The sequence below is a fragment of the Paenibacillus sp. FSL R7-0272 genome (genome assembly GCF_037969905.1).
Taxonomy (GTDB): Bacteria; Bacillota; Bacilli; order Paenibacillales; family Paenibacillaceae; genus Paenibacillus; species Paenibacillus polysaccharolyticus.
Window position 1 is genome coordinate 516,462 of record NZ_CP150221.1, and the last position, 16,564, is coordinate 533,025.

Consider the following 16,564-nt stretch of genomic DNA (forward strand, 5'->3'; position numbering starts at 1 on the left):
TGTATACTATGAGGGAGGCGTACTTATGCGTCTCCTTTTTTGAACATAGAATCGAGCTTCGAGGAGTGATTATGGAAATGACCGATCAGATGAACCCGGAGAATTGGCCTGCATGGGCCACGGAACCTGTAGAAGTTGTAGAAGCTAACCCCGCTTGGAGTGCGCAGGCTGAGGAAGAAATTGCGCAGTTAAGAGAGCTTTTGAAACACCTGGAAATACATACATTCGAACATATAGGGAGCACATCCATACCTGGTTTGTCTGCCAAGCCAATTATTGATCTGATGGGGAAGGTGCAGTCCTGGGATGACATGGAGCGCATTGCCGAGCAGTTGAACCCTGTAGGCTGGAACTACGTTCCGCCTGAACTGGATGGCCGGGAATACAGACGATTCTGGGTCAAAGTTAAAGATGGGAAACGAGCTGTGCATCTGCATCTCATGCGTCCAGATGAGGAACGCTGGGAGCGACAGATCCGGTTTCGGGATGCACTGAGATCTCGGCCGGATTTGGTGAAGGCCTACGCCGAACTGAAAATCAAGCTTGCAGATGAGAATAAAGACGACAGAGAATCGTATACCACTGCCAAAACCGAATTCATCTTAAAGGTTCTGGATGGACGGCTGTGAAGCATCAGAACGGACTGTTCATTAAAAATAGATGGGTCTACTTCATCGCCGTGATCATCACGTTGGCAGCGGGACTAGCTTCCAGAACATATGGAGCGGTTTTGCCGAAATGGATGTATGAGCATTTTGGAGATGCGCTATGGGCAGGCATGATCTATTTTGGCGTACGTATGGTATTCATTCACTTGAGCCGTGCGAGAGCAGTCTGGATCAGTGTTATATTCAGTTGGGGCGTTGAATTCTCTCAAATGATTCAGGTACCTTGGCTGAACGATCTGCGTTCGACGTTGTTGGGAGCTCTGATATTGGGTCGTGGATTTCTAGTCAAAGATTTAATCCGATACCTAATCGGCATATTATGTGTTTATTTTATAGACCGTTTTATCTTGACTAGATTTATACGTTTATAGAGTCAATTCATAAATAGGAGGTACGCTGAATGAATATCGATAAACTTTTTGCAGCATCCCCTGAGTTTGAAACCGAACGGTTGTACCTCAGACGTCTTACGATGGATGACCTCGATGAATATTATGCATTTGCATCTGACCTGAAAGTTAGTGAGCAAAGCTTGTGGCAGTGCCATCAAAGCAAGGATGATTCCATCGGTTATCTGGAGCGAGTGCTGCGAAACTATGAGCAAAAAACGGTATATCTCTGGGCTTTTGTGCTGAAAGAAACGGGAACGCTGATTGGAAGAGGTGGCATTTTCCATCTGGATGAATTCATGCAGAGCGGGGAACTGGGGTACGCCATTGGTAGCGCCTATTGGGGCAAGGGGCTTGCCGCGGAAGCTATGCAACCTATCGTTGATTACTGCTTCGAGCAACTGGGGTGTAACCGGCTGGAGGGTAAATGCAATGCGGGCAACATCGGCTCTGCGCGTGTGATGGAAAAGCTGGGCATGGTGCAAGAAGGGGTGTTACGCAAGCAGTTGAAAATTAAAGGTGTATTTACCGACCAGAAGATGTACGCCCGCATCCGGGATGATCTATAATAGTTGATTAACATGAGCTGTCTTACAGCGACCAAGGAGGAAAAACTATGATCTATAGCATTATTTCCCGTTCCGTATGGGAGGAAGTGTCCAAAGGAGACACATATGCACCAGAAAGTTTGGAAACGGACGGCTTTATTCATTGTTCCACCGCAGAGCAGATCCCGTGGGTAGCTGGACAGTATTATGCGGGACGTACCGATCTGTTGCTGCTCGGGATTGAAGAGAGAACGTTGAAGGCAGAGCTGGTCTATGAGGATCTATATGAATTGAACGAGTTATTTCCACACATCTATGGAGAGTTGAATCTGGATGCGGTAAGTAAGGTCCTGAACTTTGAACCGAATGCAGACGGCACGTTTTCTTTCCCGGCATAACTTTCTGAAATGGGGGTAAGACGGATGGATATGAATCAGGCTTTTTTGGAAACAGCGGAGAAACAGTTCCTCTACTACAAGCGGCTTGGTGAACGCGCAATGGAGCAATTGGAGACGGAGCAGTTGTTCCAGACATGGAACGAAGACACCAACAGCATTGCAGTCATCGTAAAGCATTTGTGGGGCAATATGCGATCCCGCTGGACGGATGTGCTGACAACGGATGGTGAGAAGCCATGGCGTGAGCGTGATGCCGAATTTGTGGGTGATTTTCATACGAGGGAAGAGTTGCTTGCCAAGTGGGAAGAGGGCTGGGACTGTCTGTTGGGAGCGCTGCGTTCGTTTACTCCGGATCACATGTCTCAGATCATATATATTCGGAATGAGGGCCATACCATTATGGAGGCGATTATGCGGCAGTTGGCGCATTATCCGTACCATGTGGGGCAGATTGTGCACACGGCCAAAATGTTAAAAGAAACGTCGTGGGATAGTCTTTCTATCCCCAGAAACGGGTCAAATACTTATAACGAAGGCAAGTTTTTGAAACCAAAGACCAGAAAGCATTTTACAGAGGACGAGCTTGAATGAGTTTTAGAGAAAAGAGGGATTACAAACGATGGCACAAATTGCGTTGATACGTCACGGCAGTACGGCATGGAATAAAGAAAAACGTTCGCAGGGACAGACAGACAACCCGCTTGATCAGGAGGGCAGAGAACAGGCGGCTTTGTTAGCGGCGAGGCTGGCGGAGGAATCCTGGGATGCCATCTACGCCAGTGACTTGGAGCGGGCAAGTGAAACGGCTCGTGTTATCGCAGATCGGCTTGGTATTCAGGAGATTCATCTCGACCCGAGATTACGTGAAATGGGCGGAGGTCAGGTAGAGGGCACAACAGAAGAGGAACGTGTCGCGAAATGGGGAGCAGATTGGAGTTTGCTCGATCTAGGAAAAGAGCACCCGGACACAGGTGCTTCCCGAGGGAAAGCGGCGTTAGAAGATATCCTTCGGCAGCATCCGAATGGACGAGTCATCGTGGTGAGTCACGGGGCTGTGCTTCGTAATACATTGCGGGCACTGGTACCGGAACTGGATATCAGCGTAAAGCTGGGGAACACATCGATTACACGAATGGTGCATCAGGATCAGGCATGGCAGTGTGAATTGTACAATTGCAGTGCGCATCTGGAGTGAGGTAAAGCCATGGACACAATCTCCTATAACTGGACAGAGGACAGGTTATCTCCACTCGGAGAGCGTGGAATTGTAATTCGCTGCGGCGAGTCGCTGTCTGAGGTGGTACATCAGAGAGTGATGTCAGTATGTGCTCTTTTGGAAAAGGGATCTGTGACAGCTGCGGTGGAGTGGGTGCCTTCTTATTTGTCTGTCACATTGTTTTACGATCCTTGGATATCGTCTTATGAGGACACATGTAAGCTTCTGCTACAACATTTGCGTCAACTCAATGACGAATCTAAAGATTTGAAGTCGATTGGGATGGGGAATCCTCCTAGGATCATGACTATTCCGGTATGTTACGGCGGAAAGTTCGGGCCGGATCTGGAATATGTGGCTAACGAACATGGCCTCACAGTAGAGGAAGTCATTGCGATCCATTCATCGGTTGATTACCTCGTACATATGATTGGATTTGCCCCCGGCTTCCCATATTTAGGAGGACTGCCTGAACAAATAGCCACGCCAAGGAGGGCAACGCCGAGGCTTCAAGTAGAGGCTGGGACGGTCGGCATAGGTGGTTCTCAGACGGGGATCTATCCGATAACGACACCAGGTGGGTGGCAGTGTATTGGACGGACACCTATCCGTCTTTTCCGTCCGGAAACGAATCCTCCAAGTCTGCTTGAAGCGGGAGACTTTGTTCACTTCAAGCCCATTACGATGCAAGAATACTTGGAACTGGCGCGGAAGGAGGAGGAGTGATGAGTATACAGATCATTCGTCCTGGCTTGTTAACAACCGTTCAAGATGAAGGCAGAATCGGGTATCGCCGTTATGGTGTGCCCGTAGGCGGTTCAATGGACATGTTCGCGGCGCGAGCAGCCAATATACTTGTCGGTAACTCTCGGCACGATGCAGTACTTGAGATCACGATGTCCGGGCCGGAACTGCAAGTACAAACCAATCAACTGGTTTCGCTATGTGGTGCAGATCTCAGTGCCACGGTTGATCGACAGCCTGTACCTTTGTGGAGACCCGTGCTGTTACGGGCTGGCAGTGTATTGAAGTTTGGCGCATGTCGGCATGGCCTGCGTGCATATTTGGCGTTTGCTGGCGGGATCGATGTACCAGAAGTGATGGGCAGCCGTAGTACGGATGTTAAGACCGGGTTTGGTGGTTTTCATGGGAGAGCTCTGCGTGCGGCAGATGTCCTAGATACGGGAAGCATCCAAGATCAGGTTCGACAATGGATGCGTTTTATGGAAGAACAATTAGGTGATAACAAATCCATGGTCGCTCCGGCATGGCTATTATCAGAGCGGGAGAGACCCAACTATTACGGTAAAGCTGTCGTTCGAGTGATGCAAGGTCAAGACTGTGCGGAATTCAGCGCAGAGAGCCTGGATCGATTTGGTACCGAAGATTACCTCATCTCTCCCCAATCTGATCGTATGGGATACCGGATGCAGGGGTTACGGCTGGAGCTGGATCGGCCATTGCATCGTTTATCCGAGGCGGTCACCTTTGGCACGGTGCAGGTACCTGCGGATGGGCAGCCTATCGTATTGATGGCGGATCACCAGACCATTGGAGGATATCCTGTGATTGCACAGGTAGCTGCGGTTGATTTGCCCATTCTGGCTCAGGCCAGGCCCGGAAGTCGCGTTTCTTTTGCAGAGATTACGCATGAAGAAGCGCGTGATCTCTACATCGAACGTGAGCGGAACTTAAGACTGCTGGATCAGTTGATTCGCAGGAAAATGGCCGAAATGGAGGTGATATCATGAGCGTTTCATATACACTGGATATCAATTGTGATCTTGGTGAGAGTTATGGTTTTTATCAGACGATGATGAATTCCGATGAAGCCATGATGCCATTGATCACATCGGCTAATATTGCCTGTGGATTCCATGCGGGTGATCCCTCCGTCATGCGGCTGACGGTAGAACGGGCAATCGTGCATCAGGTAGCCATTGGCGCACATCCCGGGTTGCCTGATTTGCAAGGATTCGGAAGACGAAATATGGAGATTACACCACGGGAAGCCTACGACATGGTGGTATATCAGATTGGGGCTTTGCAGGCTTTTGTCTATGCCAGAGGGGGACATCTGCATCATGTAAAACCACATGGAGCACTTTATAATATGGCGGCAACCAATTCGAAGCTCGCTGAGGCTATTGCCGAAGCGGTTTATAGGGTGCAACCTGAGCTTTATTTATATGGTTTGGCAGGCAGTGAACTGATCAGGGAAGCTCAGCGAATCGGTGTACGCGGCGTGAATGAAGTATTTGCAGATCGGACGTATACCTCTGATGGCAGATTAACGCCTCGCAGTCACGAAGGTGCTCTCATAGAACGATCTGAAGAAGCACTGGCTCAGGTGATTCGCATGGTTAAAGACGGAGTGGTCGTATCTACGGATGGAACCTTAGTTCCCATTACAGCAGATACAGTTTGCATCCATGGTGACGGCACACATGCGCTTACGTTTGCTCAAGAGATTCGTCGCATGCTGGAAGCCGAGGGTGTTGCACTGACAGCATATGAAGCGAGATAAAGATGGAGAATGGAGGAGTTGTACACCATGAAACCGATACGGAATTCGGCCAAAGCGGTCATTGTTCAGGACGGAAGTTTGTTACTGATTCGTCTACAAGATCAGTATGGTGATGCTTATGTTTTTCCAGGCGGTGGGCAGGAGAAGGGTGAAGAACTGAAAGATGCGGTAGCTCGGGAATGTCTGGAGGAGATTGGACAGGCGGTGCAGGTAGGTGAGCTATTACATATCCGGGAATACATCGGTGCCAATCATGAGTTTGCTGAGTGGGATGCAGATATCCATCAGGTGGAGTTTTATTTCGAGTGCAGTCTGGTTGATCCAAAAGCTTCAGTCTTTGAAGGCTCTAACCCGGATGATCATCAGGTTGCTGTAGAATGGATTGCGCTCGAGGAGCTGTCCAACATCCGCCTGTATCCCAAAACCATCGGTGAATTGCTGTTGAAAAAGGGAGAGCAACGCATTTACCTTGGAGACCTTAATTAAGTTAACATTCTCAAAATTGTCATGCATATGTTCTGGTTCAGGGATTCATCATAGGTGAGGCGGGTACACTATAAGTACAGGCGTATGTTAAAGGAATCGTGCTTAAATATACATCTGTACATTGTGTCATTAGGAATCTGTGTCGACTGTTAGAGACATAGATTGTATACAATTAATCTTAAAAGAATAGTTCAAAGCTTTTGGGCTTTGAAACTGCTTCTACCAATGAAAGAACTGCAGAAGTAGTGAAAGAGACGAAGTCGATTCTGAAGAAGCGAAGCGCTCGCCTTTATCACCGGATTATTTACCATTAAACCATATTCAATAATAAATCCGGGGATAACAGCGATCGAAAGAACGATTCGTCACTGTAACGGTCACACTGCATAACTATGTTGGTAGCTAGCATCAAAGCCAAGCTTTCAAACACTCCCCCATCCCGAAAGGAGCAACTCCCATGAACCAGAACGAATTGGAACAAAACATTGTGAAGGCTTTGGAAAATAACCCGTATTGCAGTTTCTCCACCGTAGAGAATGGCAAGCCGAAATCCCGTTATATGGCTATTTTCAATGATGGGCTGAATATTCATCTGGCAACCAACCGTCAGACGCACAAAGTAGAGGAACTGGAGAACAATCCGAATGTTAGTCTTCTGCTTGGTTACGAAGCCGGAGGCACCAAGGAAGTGGTGGAGATCGAGGGTACTTGTGAGGTCACTAAAAATGAATCCTTGCGTGAGCAAGTGTGGAATGATGAGTTGAAGGCATGGTTCGATGGACCTAATGATCCCAACTATGTAATCTTGGATATTACCCCAGCTCGCATAGAATATACAGGCAAAGACCATGAGCATCATGTGTGGGAGCAATAAATTCAGGCGTAGCTTCAAGGTAAAGCCAATTACCAAATTATCTTGGCGAATACTCGTTGTCAGACGACGAAAATATAGAGAATGTTCAACCGTGAATGCCTTTTCTAAGGCTTCGCGGTTTTTAATTTTATCCCAAAACAGCAAGATATGCACTTTATGTAACATTGATGTAACATACGTGATTTTGAGTAATTATACCCTAACCCTTTCCTTATTCACTGCAAAATATGTCGAAATCACGCATGAAAACGTAAAATGGACTAGTTATGTGCGGATAACGTAAAAATTAATGCTTTTCATTGTTTTAACATTACGTTATGATTTGATATGTAAATACACGCACAGATATGAATAGATGTTCATGTGAGATAAACTTACCTGAAGACGCCGATGAGTGCTCATTGGATCATCAGTACGCACAACCCATGAAATCTATTATTTTCTGTGCCTGTATTTGCGGTATTGCATGATTTAATGTACATAAACCGGGAGGGGTTATTTTTGAAGAAAAGTAAGAAGTTGTTATCAAGCCTGACTGCCGCTTTCGTTGCATTTAACGTGCTTGCGGTATTTCCAGTACCTGTATCGGCTGCCGATGCGGCCAAAGTCAAATTGCGGATCATGGAAACAACGGACATTCATGACAACCTGATCAACTATGACTATTATTCAGACAAAGCGACGGATCAATATGGACTGGCCAAAACGGCTACGCTGATCAAGAAAGCCCGTGAGGAAGCGAAGAACAGCTTGTTGTTCGACAACGGTGACTTGATCCAGGGTAACCCGATGGGAGACTATGTTGCGAAGATTGATCCTCTGAAAAAGGGTGAAACTCACCCTGTATATAAGGCGATGAATCTGCTCGATTATGATGCAGGCAACATCGGTAACCATGAATTCAACTATGGTCTCGATTTCCTTGACATGACGCTGGAGGGGGCAAATTTCCCTTACATCAATGCCAACGTTTATGTAGACGATGGTGACAAAGATGAAACAAATGACAAAAACTACTTCACTCCTTATAAAATTTTGGACAAAAAAGTAACGGATGAGAATGGCAAGGAACATACCATTAAAGTGGGTGTGATCGGCTTTGTGCCGCCGCAAATCATGCAATGGGACAGTGCTAACCTTGAAGGTAAGGTTATTGCCAAGGATATCATCGCTACTGCGAAAAAATTTGTTCCAAAAATGAAAGCCGAAGGTGCGGACATTATCGTAGCGATCCCTCACTCGGGATTCGAGGATATTCCGCAAACCGACCTGATGGAGAACTCTGTGCTGTACCTGAGCCAAGTGGAAGGCATTAATGCCATTCTGTTTGGACACGCCCACAAAGTATTCCCTAGTGCAGACTTTAAAGGTAAAAAAGGAGTCGATCTGGAAAAGGGTACAATCAATGGTGTTCCTGCTGTAGAGCCTGGTTTCTGGGGGGATCACCTGGGAATCATTGATCTGGATCTGGAGCAAGTGGACGGTAAATGGAAAGTGGTTGATTCCAAAACAGAAGCACGTTCAATCTACGATACAGCGAACAAAAAACCGCTGGTAGATGCGGATCAGGCAATCGTTGATGCTGTCCATGACGAGCACGAAGGCACACTGGAATATGTACGTGGTCCCGTTGGCGAAACGACAGCACCGATCAACAGCTTCTTCGCTCTGGTGCAGGATGACCCATCCATTCAGATCGTAACGAATGCACAGAAATGGTACGTGGAAAAGAAACTGCAAGGCACTGACTATGAGAATGTCCCAGTCCTGTCTGCGGGTGCACCTTTCAAAGCAGGTGGACGTTCTGGTGCTTCGTATTACACGAACATTCCTAAAGGTACAATTGCCATCAAAAACGTGGCAGACCTTTATGTATATCCAAACACGGTACACGCTGTAATGGTGAATGGTGCCGAATTGAAAGAGTGGTTAGAATGGTCAGCAGGCCAATTTAACCAGATTGATCCGGCTAAAGGTGGTCAGCAACAATTAATTAATATGGATTTCCCAACGTATAACTTTGATGTTATCGATGGTGTAACCTACCAGATTGATGTTACACAACCAGCTAAGTACGATAGCAAAGCGACAGTGGTTAATGCATCGGCCAGCCGGATCAAAAACTTGAGCTTCGAAGGCAAGCCGGTAGATCCAGCACAAAAATTCATCGTAGCAACGAATAACTATCGTGCGTCTTCATCCAAATTGGCTAACCCGGACGGTAAACGTATCGTTCTGGCTGCACCGGATGAGAACCGTCAAGTGATTATCGACTATATCCGTGAGAACAAAACAATTAACCCGACAGCGGATGGCAACTGGTCGCTGGCACCAATTAAACCTTCTGCTGGTGTAACTGCGGCAGCGCTGAATGACCTTGAGGTGGTATTTGCTTCTTCCCCGGATGCTAAAGATCTTGTGGAAGCGAATCCGGCTATGTCCTTTATTGGTACCAATAAAGATGGGTTTGCAGAATACGGATTGAAACTGACAGGTGAGGCAGCAACAACACCAAAACCTGAACCAAGCCCGGCTCCGACACCGAAACCCGAACCAACACCAGCGCCGGCACCAAAACCTGTACCAGCACCAAAACCACAGCCGGAGAAACCAGCTACGAACCATAAAGTCGTATATGTGGTGCAAAAAGGAGACAACCTGTATCGCATCGGTTTAAAACATGGTGTAGACTGGCGTGTCCTTGCCAAAACAAACAAAATCACCAATGTGTATAACCTGAAAGTTGGACAAAAAATTGTCATTCCTGCTTCATAGAGTCTAATAAAGGGTATAGACGAGAGACTGGCAGTCATCAGACTGCTGGTCTTTTTTGTGGCAAGAAGGAATACAAATGTTTCTGTATACCTCATATAGGAAGTCATTAAAACATTAGAGATTAATTGTTGGACCCATGATATACTATTTACAAACTTTGGGTATAAAACTTGGTAACATTAATGATGTAGCTTGATAAACTGGCAAGGGGGTTCTACATGAATTGCAGTGGCTGCAGTCCAATCTATCCGATAGAGGGCCAAGGTACCCTGTACCTGCGACCCGTCTCCCCTGCTTTGCTGGAAGCGCTGCAAACCAAGGGAAGGCATGTTGATTATTCAGAAGAGATGTTTTGGTTCCATTTTTCAGATGTACAGGAGTTACAGGATCGAATGGAAGAGATTATAGATATGGAGAAGATATTGTCGATTTCGCTGGCCGTTCAGTTAAAGTCTGTAACGGAACCATTCACCGATGGTTTTGAGGGTGATTGGATTAGTCTATCCATGCAACATGCCAGAATCAAATATGCTGATATCGTTTCTACTATTTTAGAACGCCAGTTTACCAGTTATATGCAACCGATTGTAGATGCCTCACAGTGCATTATCGGATATGAGTTTTTGCTTCGTCCGGCTGAACATGGGAGAGCCTTTAGTTCCTATGAATTGTTTGAAGTAGCTCGCGAAACGGGACTGCATTCGTTTCTGGATCGTACTGCCCGTATTAAGGCCATTGAGACAAGCGCCAAATATCTGCCTCGCGGTGTGAAACGTTTTGTTAATTTCCTGCCTTCCTCTATTTATAACCCCGAATATTGCCTGACACATACATTTGAGGCGATAGAACGTCTCTCGCTCGATCCGAAAGATTTCGTTTTTGAAGTCGTGGAAACCGAACAGATCCAGCAACTGTCTACATTGCAGCATATTTTTGAAGTTTATCGCTCTCGCGGTATGTCCGTTGCATTGGATGATGTAGGCGCTGGATTTTCGACGATCGAACTAATGAACCGCTTAGAGCCGGATTTTGTGAAAATTGATCGCAGCCTGATTGACTATTGTGATCAGGATGAAGTGAAGCAACAGAAGATCAGGAACATTGTTCAGTTATCCAATCGATTTGGAGGCAAAGTGCTTGCCGAGGGGATCGAACGAATGGAGGAGTTTGATTTCTGCCGATCGGTTGGAATTGAACTTGCACAAGGATATTATTTTGGTAAACCCGCAGCACAACCTCCCGATGGTCCATATTCGGATCCATCGTACAGAGAAGCGAGATAACTGCTGTTCACCTTTGGACTAAACACTAATATTCAACATTAACATGACAGCACAAGTCACTTTCCCCTTGAAGTGGCTTGTTTGTTGTGAACTTTGTTTTTATTCAAAAAAACTCCGTCATTAGCCGATATATAGTATAGACCAATAGAAGTTCATACATAGCTGGGAGAATGGCTTCATAATATGAGGGGGAGAACCGATTGAAAGAGACTAAGAACAAAAAGAAAAGTAAAAAGAAAGCTTTTGTCTGGAATATCCGCAATAAAATGCTCGTTTCGTTTTTGGTTGTTCTTTTAGTACCAAGTTTGGCAATTGGCTTGGTGTCTTTGTATATCGCGGAAGATACAGTACAAGCACAATTGAACGACAGTGCCCTTCAGAGCGTAAGTACGGCTAATAAAATTGTGGAGAGTCAGGTCAATAACAAAATTTTTGACATTAATTTCTTCTCGGAATCACTCGACCCGTCCCTGATCAAAGGAGAAGATGATAGCACGGAGCTTCAAACCAAGCTTGCTCAGTATCTGGGACTGCATCCGGATGCTTTGAATATTTTTGTAGGGTCGACAGAAGGAGTCATGGTTCGTGGCAAGCCAACAGAGAGTAGCCAGCGAGGAGAAGCTTATGATCCAAGAGAGCGTGAGTGGTATAAGCTCGCGATGGATAAGCCGGGTACGGTTGCTATTTCACCTGTCACCAAAAATACAGATGGCGTAGCGGTTGTTTTTATCTCCAAAACGCTTAAGGATCAATCCGCTGTAATTGGTTTGTCACTTGATTTGACCGAGCTAAGGGATCAGGCTGCGATTAAGGTTGGTAAAGAAGGATACGTTATTATTCTGGATAAAGATAAACATGTTGTTGTTTCTCCTGTGCAAGAAGTAGGTACACAAGAAAAAAGCGGTGTGTTAGATCAAATGTATGATGGCAAGGAAGGTCAATTTGACTATGATTACGAAGGCCGCTCCAAAACCATGATTTTCTCTACCAATGAAGCAACGGGTTGGAAAATTGCAGGTACGATGTTCAAGAGTGAAGTCACCGACGCAAGTAAGGAAATAAGGCTCGCTACACTCATCGTGCTTTTGGCTTCTGTGTTCCTGGCCCTTATCTTTATTATCTGGTTCACTCGTTCGTTAGTGAGTCCGATTAAACGGTTGCAGGAAAATGCAAGAGCTGTAAGTAAAGGCGATCTCACCGTGAAGATGGATAGTAAACGTAAAGATGAAGTGGGTGAACTCGCGAAGTACTTTGAACGTATGGTGGATAATTTACGGATGATGATTCTGGGTGTGCAGGAAACAGCAGAACAAGTATCCGCTTCTTCACAAGAGTTGTCTGCGAGTGCAGACCAAACAACCAAAGCCATTGAACATTCAACTATGGCGATCCAAGAACTGGCCGAGGGTGCAGAGCAACAAGTGAATAGTGTGAAGGATGGTTCTGGACAGATGAGTCGCATGGCAGAAGATGTTCGTCAGATGTCAGAGCGTGTACAATCCATAACTACAGCGATGCGAAATACATCCGGGGCAGCATCTTCAGGGAATGAAGCAGCGGGAGAGGCTGTTGCACAGATGAATATCATCCAGGAAACGGTGGAACAGTTAGGAGATGTTGTGCAGTCCCTTAACGCCCGTTCAGTTGAGATTGGTAGTATGGTTGATGTCATTGCATCTATCTCGAAACAGACCAACCTTCTCGCACTGAATGCATCTATTGAAGCAGCAAGAGCAGGGGATGCAGGACGTGGATTTGCAGTCGTAGCTGGAGAGGTACGCAAGCTGGCTGAAGAATCGGGTAGTTCCGCGGCTCAGATTGGTGAACTTGTGCATAATATTCGTCAGGACATGGACTCTGCCCTAACAGCGATGAATGCTGCCCAAAGCCGTGTCGGTGAGGGGATACAGGCTGTAAATACTTCTGGAAAATCCTTCTCTCAAATTCGTGAAGCAGTGGAAGATGCTGTTCATACGCTGGACGAACTATCCGAAACGACGAAACAATTGGAGAATGGTGCCTCTCATGTGGCTCAGACGATGACGGATATCTCGAACGTCACTCAGGAATCTGCGGCGAGTACCGAATCTGTATCGGCTTCATCGCAAGAACAACTGGCTTCTGTTGAGGAAATTGCTTCGTCTTCTGCACATTTGAATAGTATGGCTGAACAGTTACAAGGATTGCTGGGTATGTTCAAAATGATGGATGATCCCGCAAAAGATAATAGCAAAAAATAATAGCAAAAAATAAATATAGACATTCCTCTTGCGTCCCTGTATAAATATATCGTCTGGTTCTTACGGGCAATTGTACAGGACAGCAGGAGGAACTATGGTATATGTAGCAATATTAATATTTGTTTTGACCATTACGATGGTGATCTGGCAGCCTCGTGGCATCGGCATTGGCTGGAGCGCTTCGGGAGGGGCAATCCTTGCCCTGGCAGCAGGAGTAGTTAGTTTCAATGATGCTTCGGATGTGGCCTCGATTGTGTGGAATGCTACGCTGGCCTTTGTTGGCATTATTATGATTTCATTGATTTTGGACGAGACTGGATTCTTCGAGTGGGCTGCCCTTCATATGGCCCGGCTGGCCGGAGGTAACGGACGTAAATTATTCCTTTATTCTATTTTACTAGGGGCCGCGGTGTCTGCCTTGTTTGCCAATGATGGCGCTGCGTTGATTCTGACACCGATTGTTCTGGCGATGGTTCGTGCTTTAAAGTTTGATGAGCGCATGGTGCTGGCATTTGTCATGGCAAGTGGTTTCATCGCGGATACGACCTCATTGCCACTCGTGGTCAGCAATCTTGTGAATATTGTTTCTGCCGATTTCTTTGGCATTACATTTGTAGAGTATGCGGTACGTATGTTTGTGCCTAATCTGTTCTCTATTGCAGCGAGTACGGCGATGTTGTTTTTGTTTTATCGTAAAAGCATCCCGCAGACGTATGATGTCACGGCTGCTCGTGACCCCAAGGAAGCCATCCGTGATCCACGTGTGTTCAAGATTGCATGGTTTATGCTGGGGCTGTTATTGGTAGCTTACGCTTCCAGTGAATTTCTGCCGATTCCCGTCTCCGTTATTGTAGGTGCGGTGGCCCTGCTTTTCGGTATACTTGCACGCAAGAGCGAAGCGGTGGATTTGAAAAGGGTGGTTAAGGAAGCACCTTGGTCTATTGTTGTCTTCTCGGTAGGGATGTACATTGTTGTTTATGGTTTACGTAATGCTGGATTAACGGATCATCTGAGCAGCTGGCTTGATGCTATAGCGGATTATGGTCTGTTCGCAGCATCGCTAGGTATGGGCCTGACCGCTGCGGTATTATCATCCGTGATGAACAATTTACCAACGGTATTAATTAATCTGCTCGCCATTCAAGGTGCACACACTGAGGGTATCATTAAGGAAGCTATGATCTATGCCAATGTCATTGGCTCGGATCTAGGTCCAAAGATGACGCCGATTGGGTCACTTGCAACCTTGTTATGGCTGCATGTATTGTCCCGTAAGGGTGTTAAGATTACATGGGGATATTATTTCAAAGCAGGCATTATTCTAACCATTCCAACGTTGTTGATTACATTGGCCGGTTTAGCAGTATGGCTGTGGATCTTGGGATGAAAATAAGCAGTGAGTTTAAAATAGTTATGATTTAAAAAGGCTATTCTTAACGGATGTGTTAACCACATCTGTTGAGAAGGCCTTTTTTGTTTGCAATCATAAATACCGTGTCCGTTCCTCTCTTACATATAAGAGGCCAATTATCCTATATCTATTTCCGAGGCCAGCCTTGTCTGAGGCAGGCCTTTCATTGCTACCACCCATAGCTGGAATCAAAGCTTTTGGAATTCCAACGAAGTGATCAAGTGCAGGAGACGGAATCGATTCTGTAGAAGCGAAGCGCTCGCCTTTGTCTCCGAATGTTTACATATGAAAAATGAAATCCATAACGATTTGGAGACAACAGCGATCGGAAGAATGATCCGAAACCGGAACGCCCAGCACGGAGTGGTTCTTTTACTGCCCTCAGCCTTAGCTAGGAATATAAATGTTTTAGAAACAGATGAGCGCTGACGCAACAGATGAGCGCTGACGCAGCGGAGGGAACGGAACGATTGTGGAAAAGCGGAGCGTTCGCCTTTACCCCCGGATATATTCCTCTTACAAATACAATCAAATATATCCGGGGGTAACAGCGATTGAAACAACGTCCGTTCCCGAAGCGGCCACCAGCGTACAAAATTTATTTTTCGTATGTTTCGTATTTTATCCCTAGCCCATATTTTTAACATTGCGTTTACAAAACATTGATTTTCAGATGACATAACGAAACTACAATGATTAAAGAGTTGATGGTGATCACACAAATTCACAAAACGCCATCACTACATTGGGGGAGGAAAACAAAAAATGTTTAAAAAGTTGCCGTTTATTTTGATGACCTTAACGTTCGTACTGGTGCTTGCAGCATGCGGATCGAAAAACGACGCAGGTACTACAAATGGTGCCGCAAGTAATGGATCAGGAGATAATACTGCTGCTGAACTCAGCGGTAACATTCTCGCTGTTGGATCAACAGCACTGCAGCCTCTGGTAGAGCAAGCTGGACAAAAATTTATGGCAGTTGATCAATATAAGAACGTGACGGTACAAGTGCAAGGCGGCGGTAGTGGTACAGGTCTGACTCAAGTATCTGACGGACAAGCTACGATCGGTAACTCTGACGTATTTGCTGAAGAGAAGCTGAAAGACGAAGCAAAAGCTAAAGAACTGGTTGACCACCAGGTAGCAGTTGTAGCAATTGCACCAGTAAGCAACAAAGATGCAGGTGTAACGGATCTGACAAAAGAACAACTGGTAGATATTTTCTCCGGTAAAATCACGAACTGGAAAGATGTTGGTGGTAAAGATCAAGCGATCGTTATCGTTAACCGTCCAAGTAGCTCCGGTACACGTGCAACTTTCGAAAACTTCGCGCTGGGAACGAAGGTAGAAGATATTCAAGGTTCAATTCAAGAAGATTCTTCCGGTACAGTTAAGAAGCTGGTATCTGAGACTCCAGGAGCAATTGGTTACCTGGCTCTGTCTTACCTGGATGACAAATTGCAAGTTCTGAAATACGGCGGTGTTGAAGCTACAGTTGAGAACGTAGAAGCAGGAACATATCCAGTATGGGCTTACCAGCACATGTATACAAAAGGTGAGCCGGATGCAGCAACAAAAGCATTCCTCGACTACATGCTCAGCGATGAAATTCAACAAAATGACGTTAAGGAACTGGGCTACATTCCGGTATCCGGCATGAAAGTAAAACGCGATGCAGCAGGTAATGTGACTCAGTAACATTCTTTGAACTTGCGCATACAGCGAAAGAGGCGGACCCAGGTCCTGCCT

General features: G+C 46.0%; 16 protein-coding genes. All 16 read left to right on the forward strand.

Translation table 11 applies throughout. From position 1 onward, the window contains the following. The first annotated feature begins 77 nt into the window (after nucleotides 1-77). Entirely contained in the window at nucleotides 78-629 is a 552-nt protein-coding gene (locus MKY23_RS02390; RefSeq protein ID WP_154984918.1) for a GrpB family protein, read from the forward strand. Then, entirely contained in the window at nucleotides 626-1,039 is a 414-nt protein-coding gene (locus MKY23_RS02395; protein ID WP_261764640.1) for a DUF2809 domain-containing protein, read from the forward strand. The genes MKY23_RS02390 and MKY23_RS02395 overlap by 4 nt, the downstream gene beginning before the upstream one ends. Nucleotides 1,040-1,068: 29 nt before the next feature. After that, nucleotides 1,069-1,626, forward strand: a complete 558-nt coding sequence (locus MKY23_RS02400; RefSeq protein WP_154960020.1) for a GNAT family N-acetyltransferase — start codon at nucleotides 1,069-1,071, stop codon at nucleotides 1,624-1,626. A gap of 47 nt (nucleotides 1,627-1,673) precedes the next feature. Next, a complete protein-coding gene (locus MKY23_RS02405) occupies nucleotides 1,674-2,003 on the forward strand; it encodes a DUF952 domain-containing protein (protein WP_090918766.1) in 330 nt (109 codons plus the stop codon). Nucleotides 2,004-2,027: 24 nt separating this feature from the next. After that, a complete protein-coding gene (locus tag MKY23_RS02410) occupies nucleotides 2,028-2,594 on the forward strand; it encodes a DUF1572 family protein (RefSeq protein WP_339834993.1) in 567 nt (188 codons plus the stop codon). A 28-nt stretch (nucleotides 2,595-2,622) separates the two neighbouring features. Continuing rightward, a complete protein-coding gene (locus tag MKY23_RS02415) occupies nucleotides 2,623-3,198 on the forward strand; it encodes a histidine phosphatase family protein (RefSeq protein WP_339834995.1) in 576 nt (191 codons plus the stop codon). 9 nt (nucleotides 3,199-3,207) lie between these two features. After that, on the forward strand, nucleotides 3,208-3,945 hold the full coding sequence (gene pxpB, locus MKY23_RS02420; RefSeq protein ID WP_339834997.1) for a 5-oxoprolinase subunit PxpB: 738 nt from the start codon (nucleotides 3,208-3,210) through the stop codon (nucleotides 3,943-3,945). Beyond that, nucleotides 3,945-4,970: a biotin-dependent carboxyltransferase family protein gene (locus MKY23_RS02425; RefSeq protein WP_339834999.1), complete on the forward strand. Its 1,026-nt coding sequence runs from the start codon at nucleotides 3,945-3,947 to the stop codon at nucleotides 4,968-4,970. The genes pxpB and MKY23_RS02425 overlap by 1 nt, the downstream gene beginning before the upstream one ends. Next, nucleotides 4,967-5,746, forward strand: coding sequence for a 5-oxoprolinase subunit PxpA (locus MKY23_RS02430; protein WP_308722985.1), 780 nt, complete (start codon nucleotides 4,967-4,969; stop codon nucleotides 5,744-5,746). Before MKY23_RS02425 ends, MKY23_RS02430 begins: the two co-directional genes overlap by 4 nt. Before the next feature lie 27 nt (nucleotides 5,747-5,773). Continuing rightward, nucleotides 5,774-6,232: an NUDIX domain-containing protein gene (locus MKY23_RS02435; protein ID WP_154891429.1), complete on the forward strand. Its 459-nt coding sequence runs from the start codon at nucleotides 5,774-5,776 to the stop codon at nucleotides 6,230-6,232. Between the two features lie 457 nt (nucleotides 6,233-6,689). After that, nucleotides 6,690-7,106: a pyridoxamine 5'-phosphate oxidase family protein gene (locus MKY23_RS02440; RefSeq protein ID WP_090918752.1), complete on the forward strand. Its 417-nt coding sequence runs from the start codon at nucleotides 6,690-6,692 to the stop codon at nucleotides 7,104-7,106. Between the two features lie 501 nt (nucleotides 7,107-7,607). Then, complete coding sequence (locus MKY23_RS02445; protein ID WP_339835003.1) at nucleotides 7,608-9,881, forward strand: bifunctional 2',3'-cyclic-nucleotide 2'-phosphodiesterase/3'-nucleotidase; 2,274 nt, start codon at nucleotides 7,608-7,610, stop codon at nucleotides 9,879-9,881. A 218-nt stretch (nucleotides 9,882-10,099) separates the two neighbouring features. Continuing rightward, entirely contained in the window at nucleotides 10,100-11,164 is a 1,065-nt protein-coding gene (locus MKY23_RS02450) for an EAL domain-containing protein (protein WP_339835005.1), read from the forward strand. 200 nt (nucleotides 11,165-11,364) lie between these two features. Beyond that, nucleotides 11,365-13,404 (forward strand): methyl-accepting chemotaxis protein, encoded by a 2,040-nt coding sequence (locus MKY23_RS02455; RefSeq protein ID WP_339835007.1) that lies wholly within the window; start codon nucleotides 11,365-11,367, stop codon nucleotides 13,402-13,404. Between the two features lie 94 nt (nucleotides 13,405-13,498). After that, nucleotides 13,499-14,791 (forward strand): arsenic transporter, encoded by a 1,293-nt coding sequence (locus MKY23_RS02460; protein WP_339835009.1) that lies wholly within the window; start codon nucleotides 13,499-13,501, stop codon nucleotides 14,789-14,791. A 789-nt stretch (nucleotides 14,792-15,580) separates the two neighbouring features. Further along, nucleotides 15,581-16,513, forward strand: coding sequence for a phosphate ABC transporter substrate-binding protein (locus tag MKY23_RS02465; protein ID WP_154891424.1), 933 nt, complete (start codon nucleotides 15,581-15,583; stop codon nucleotides 16,511-16,513). Nucleotides 16,514-16,564 lie beyond the last annotated feature (51 nt).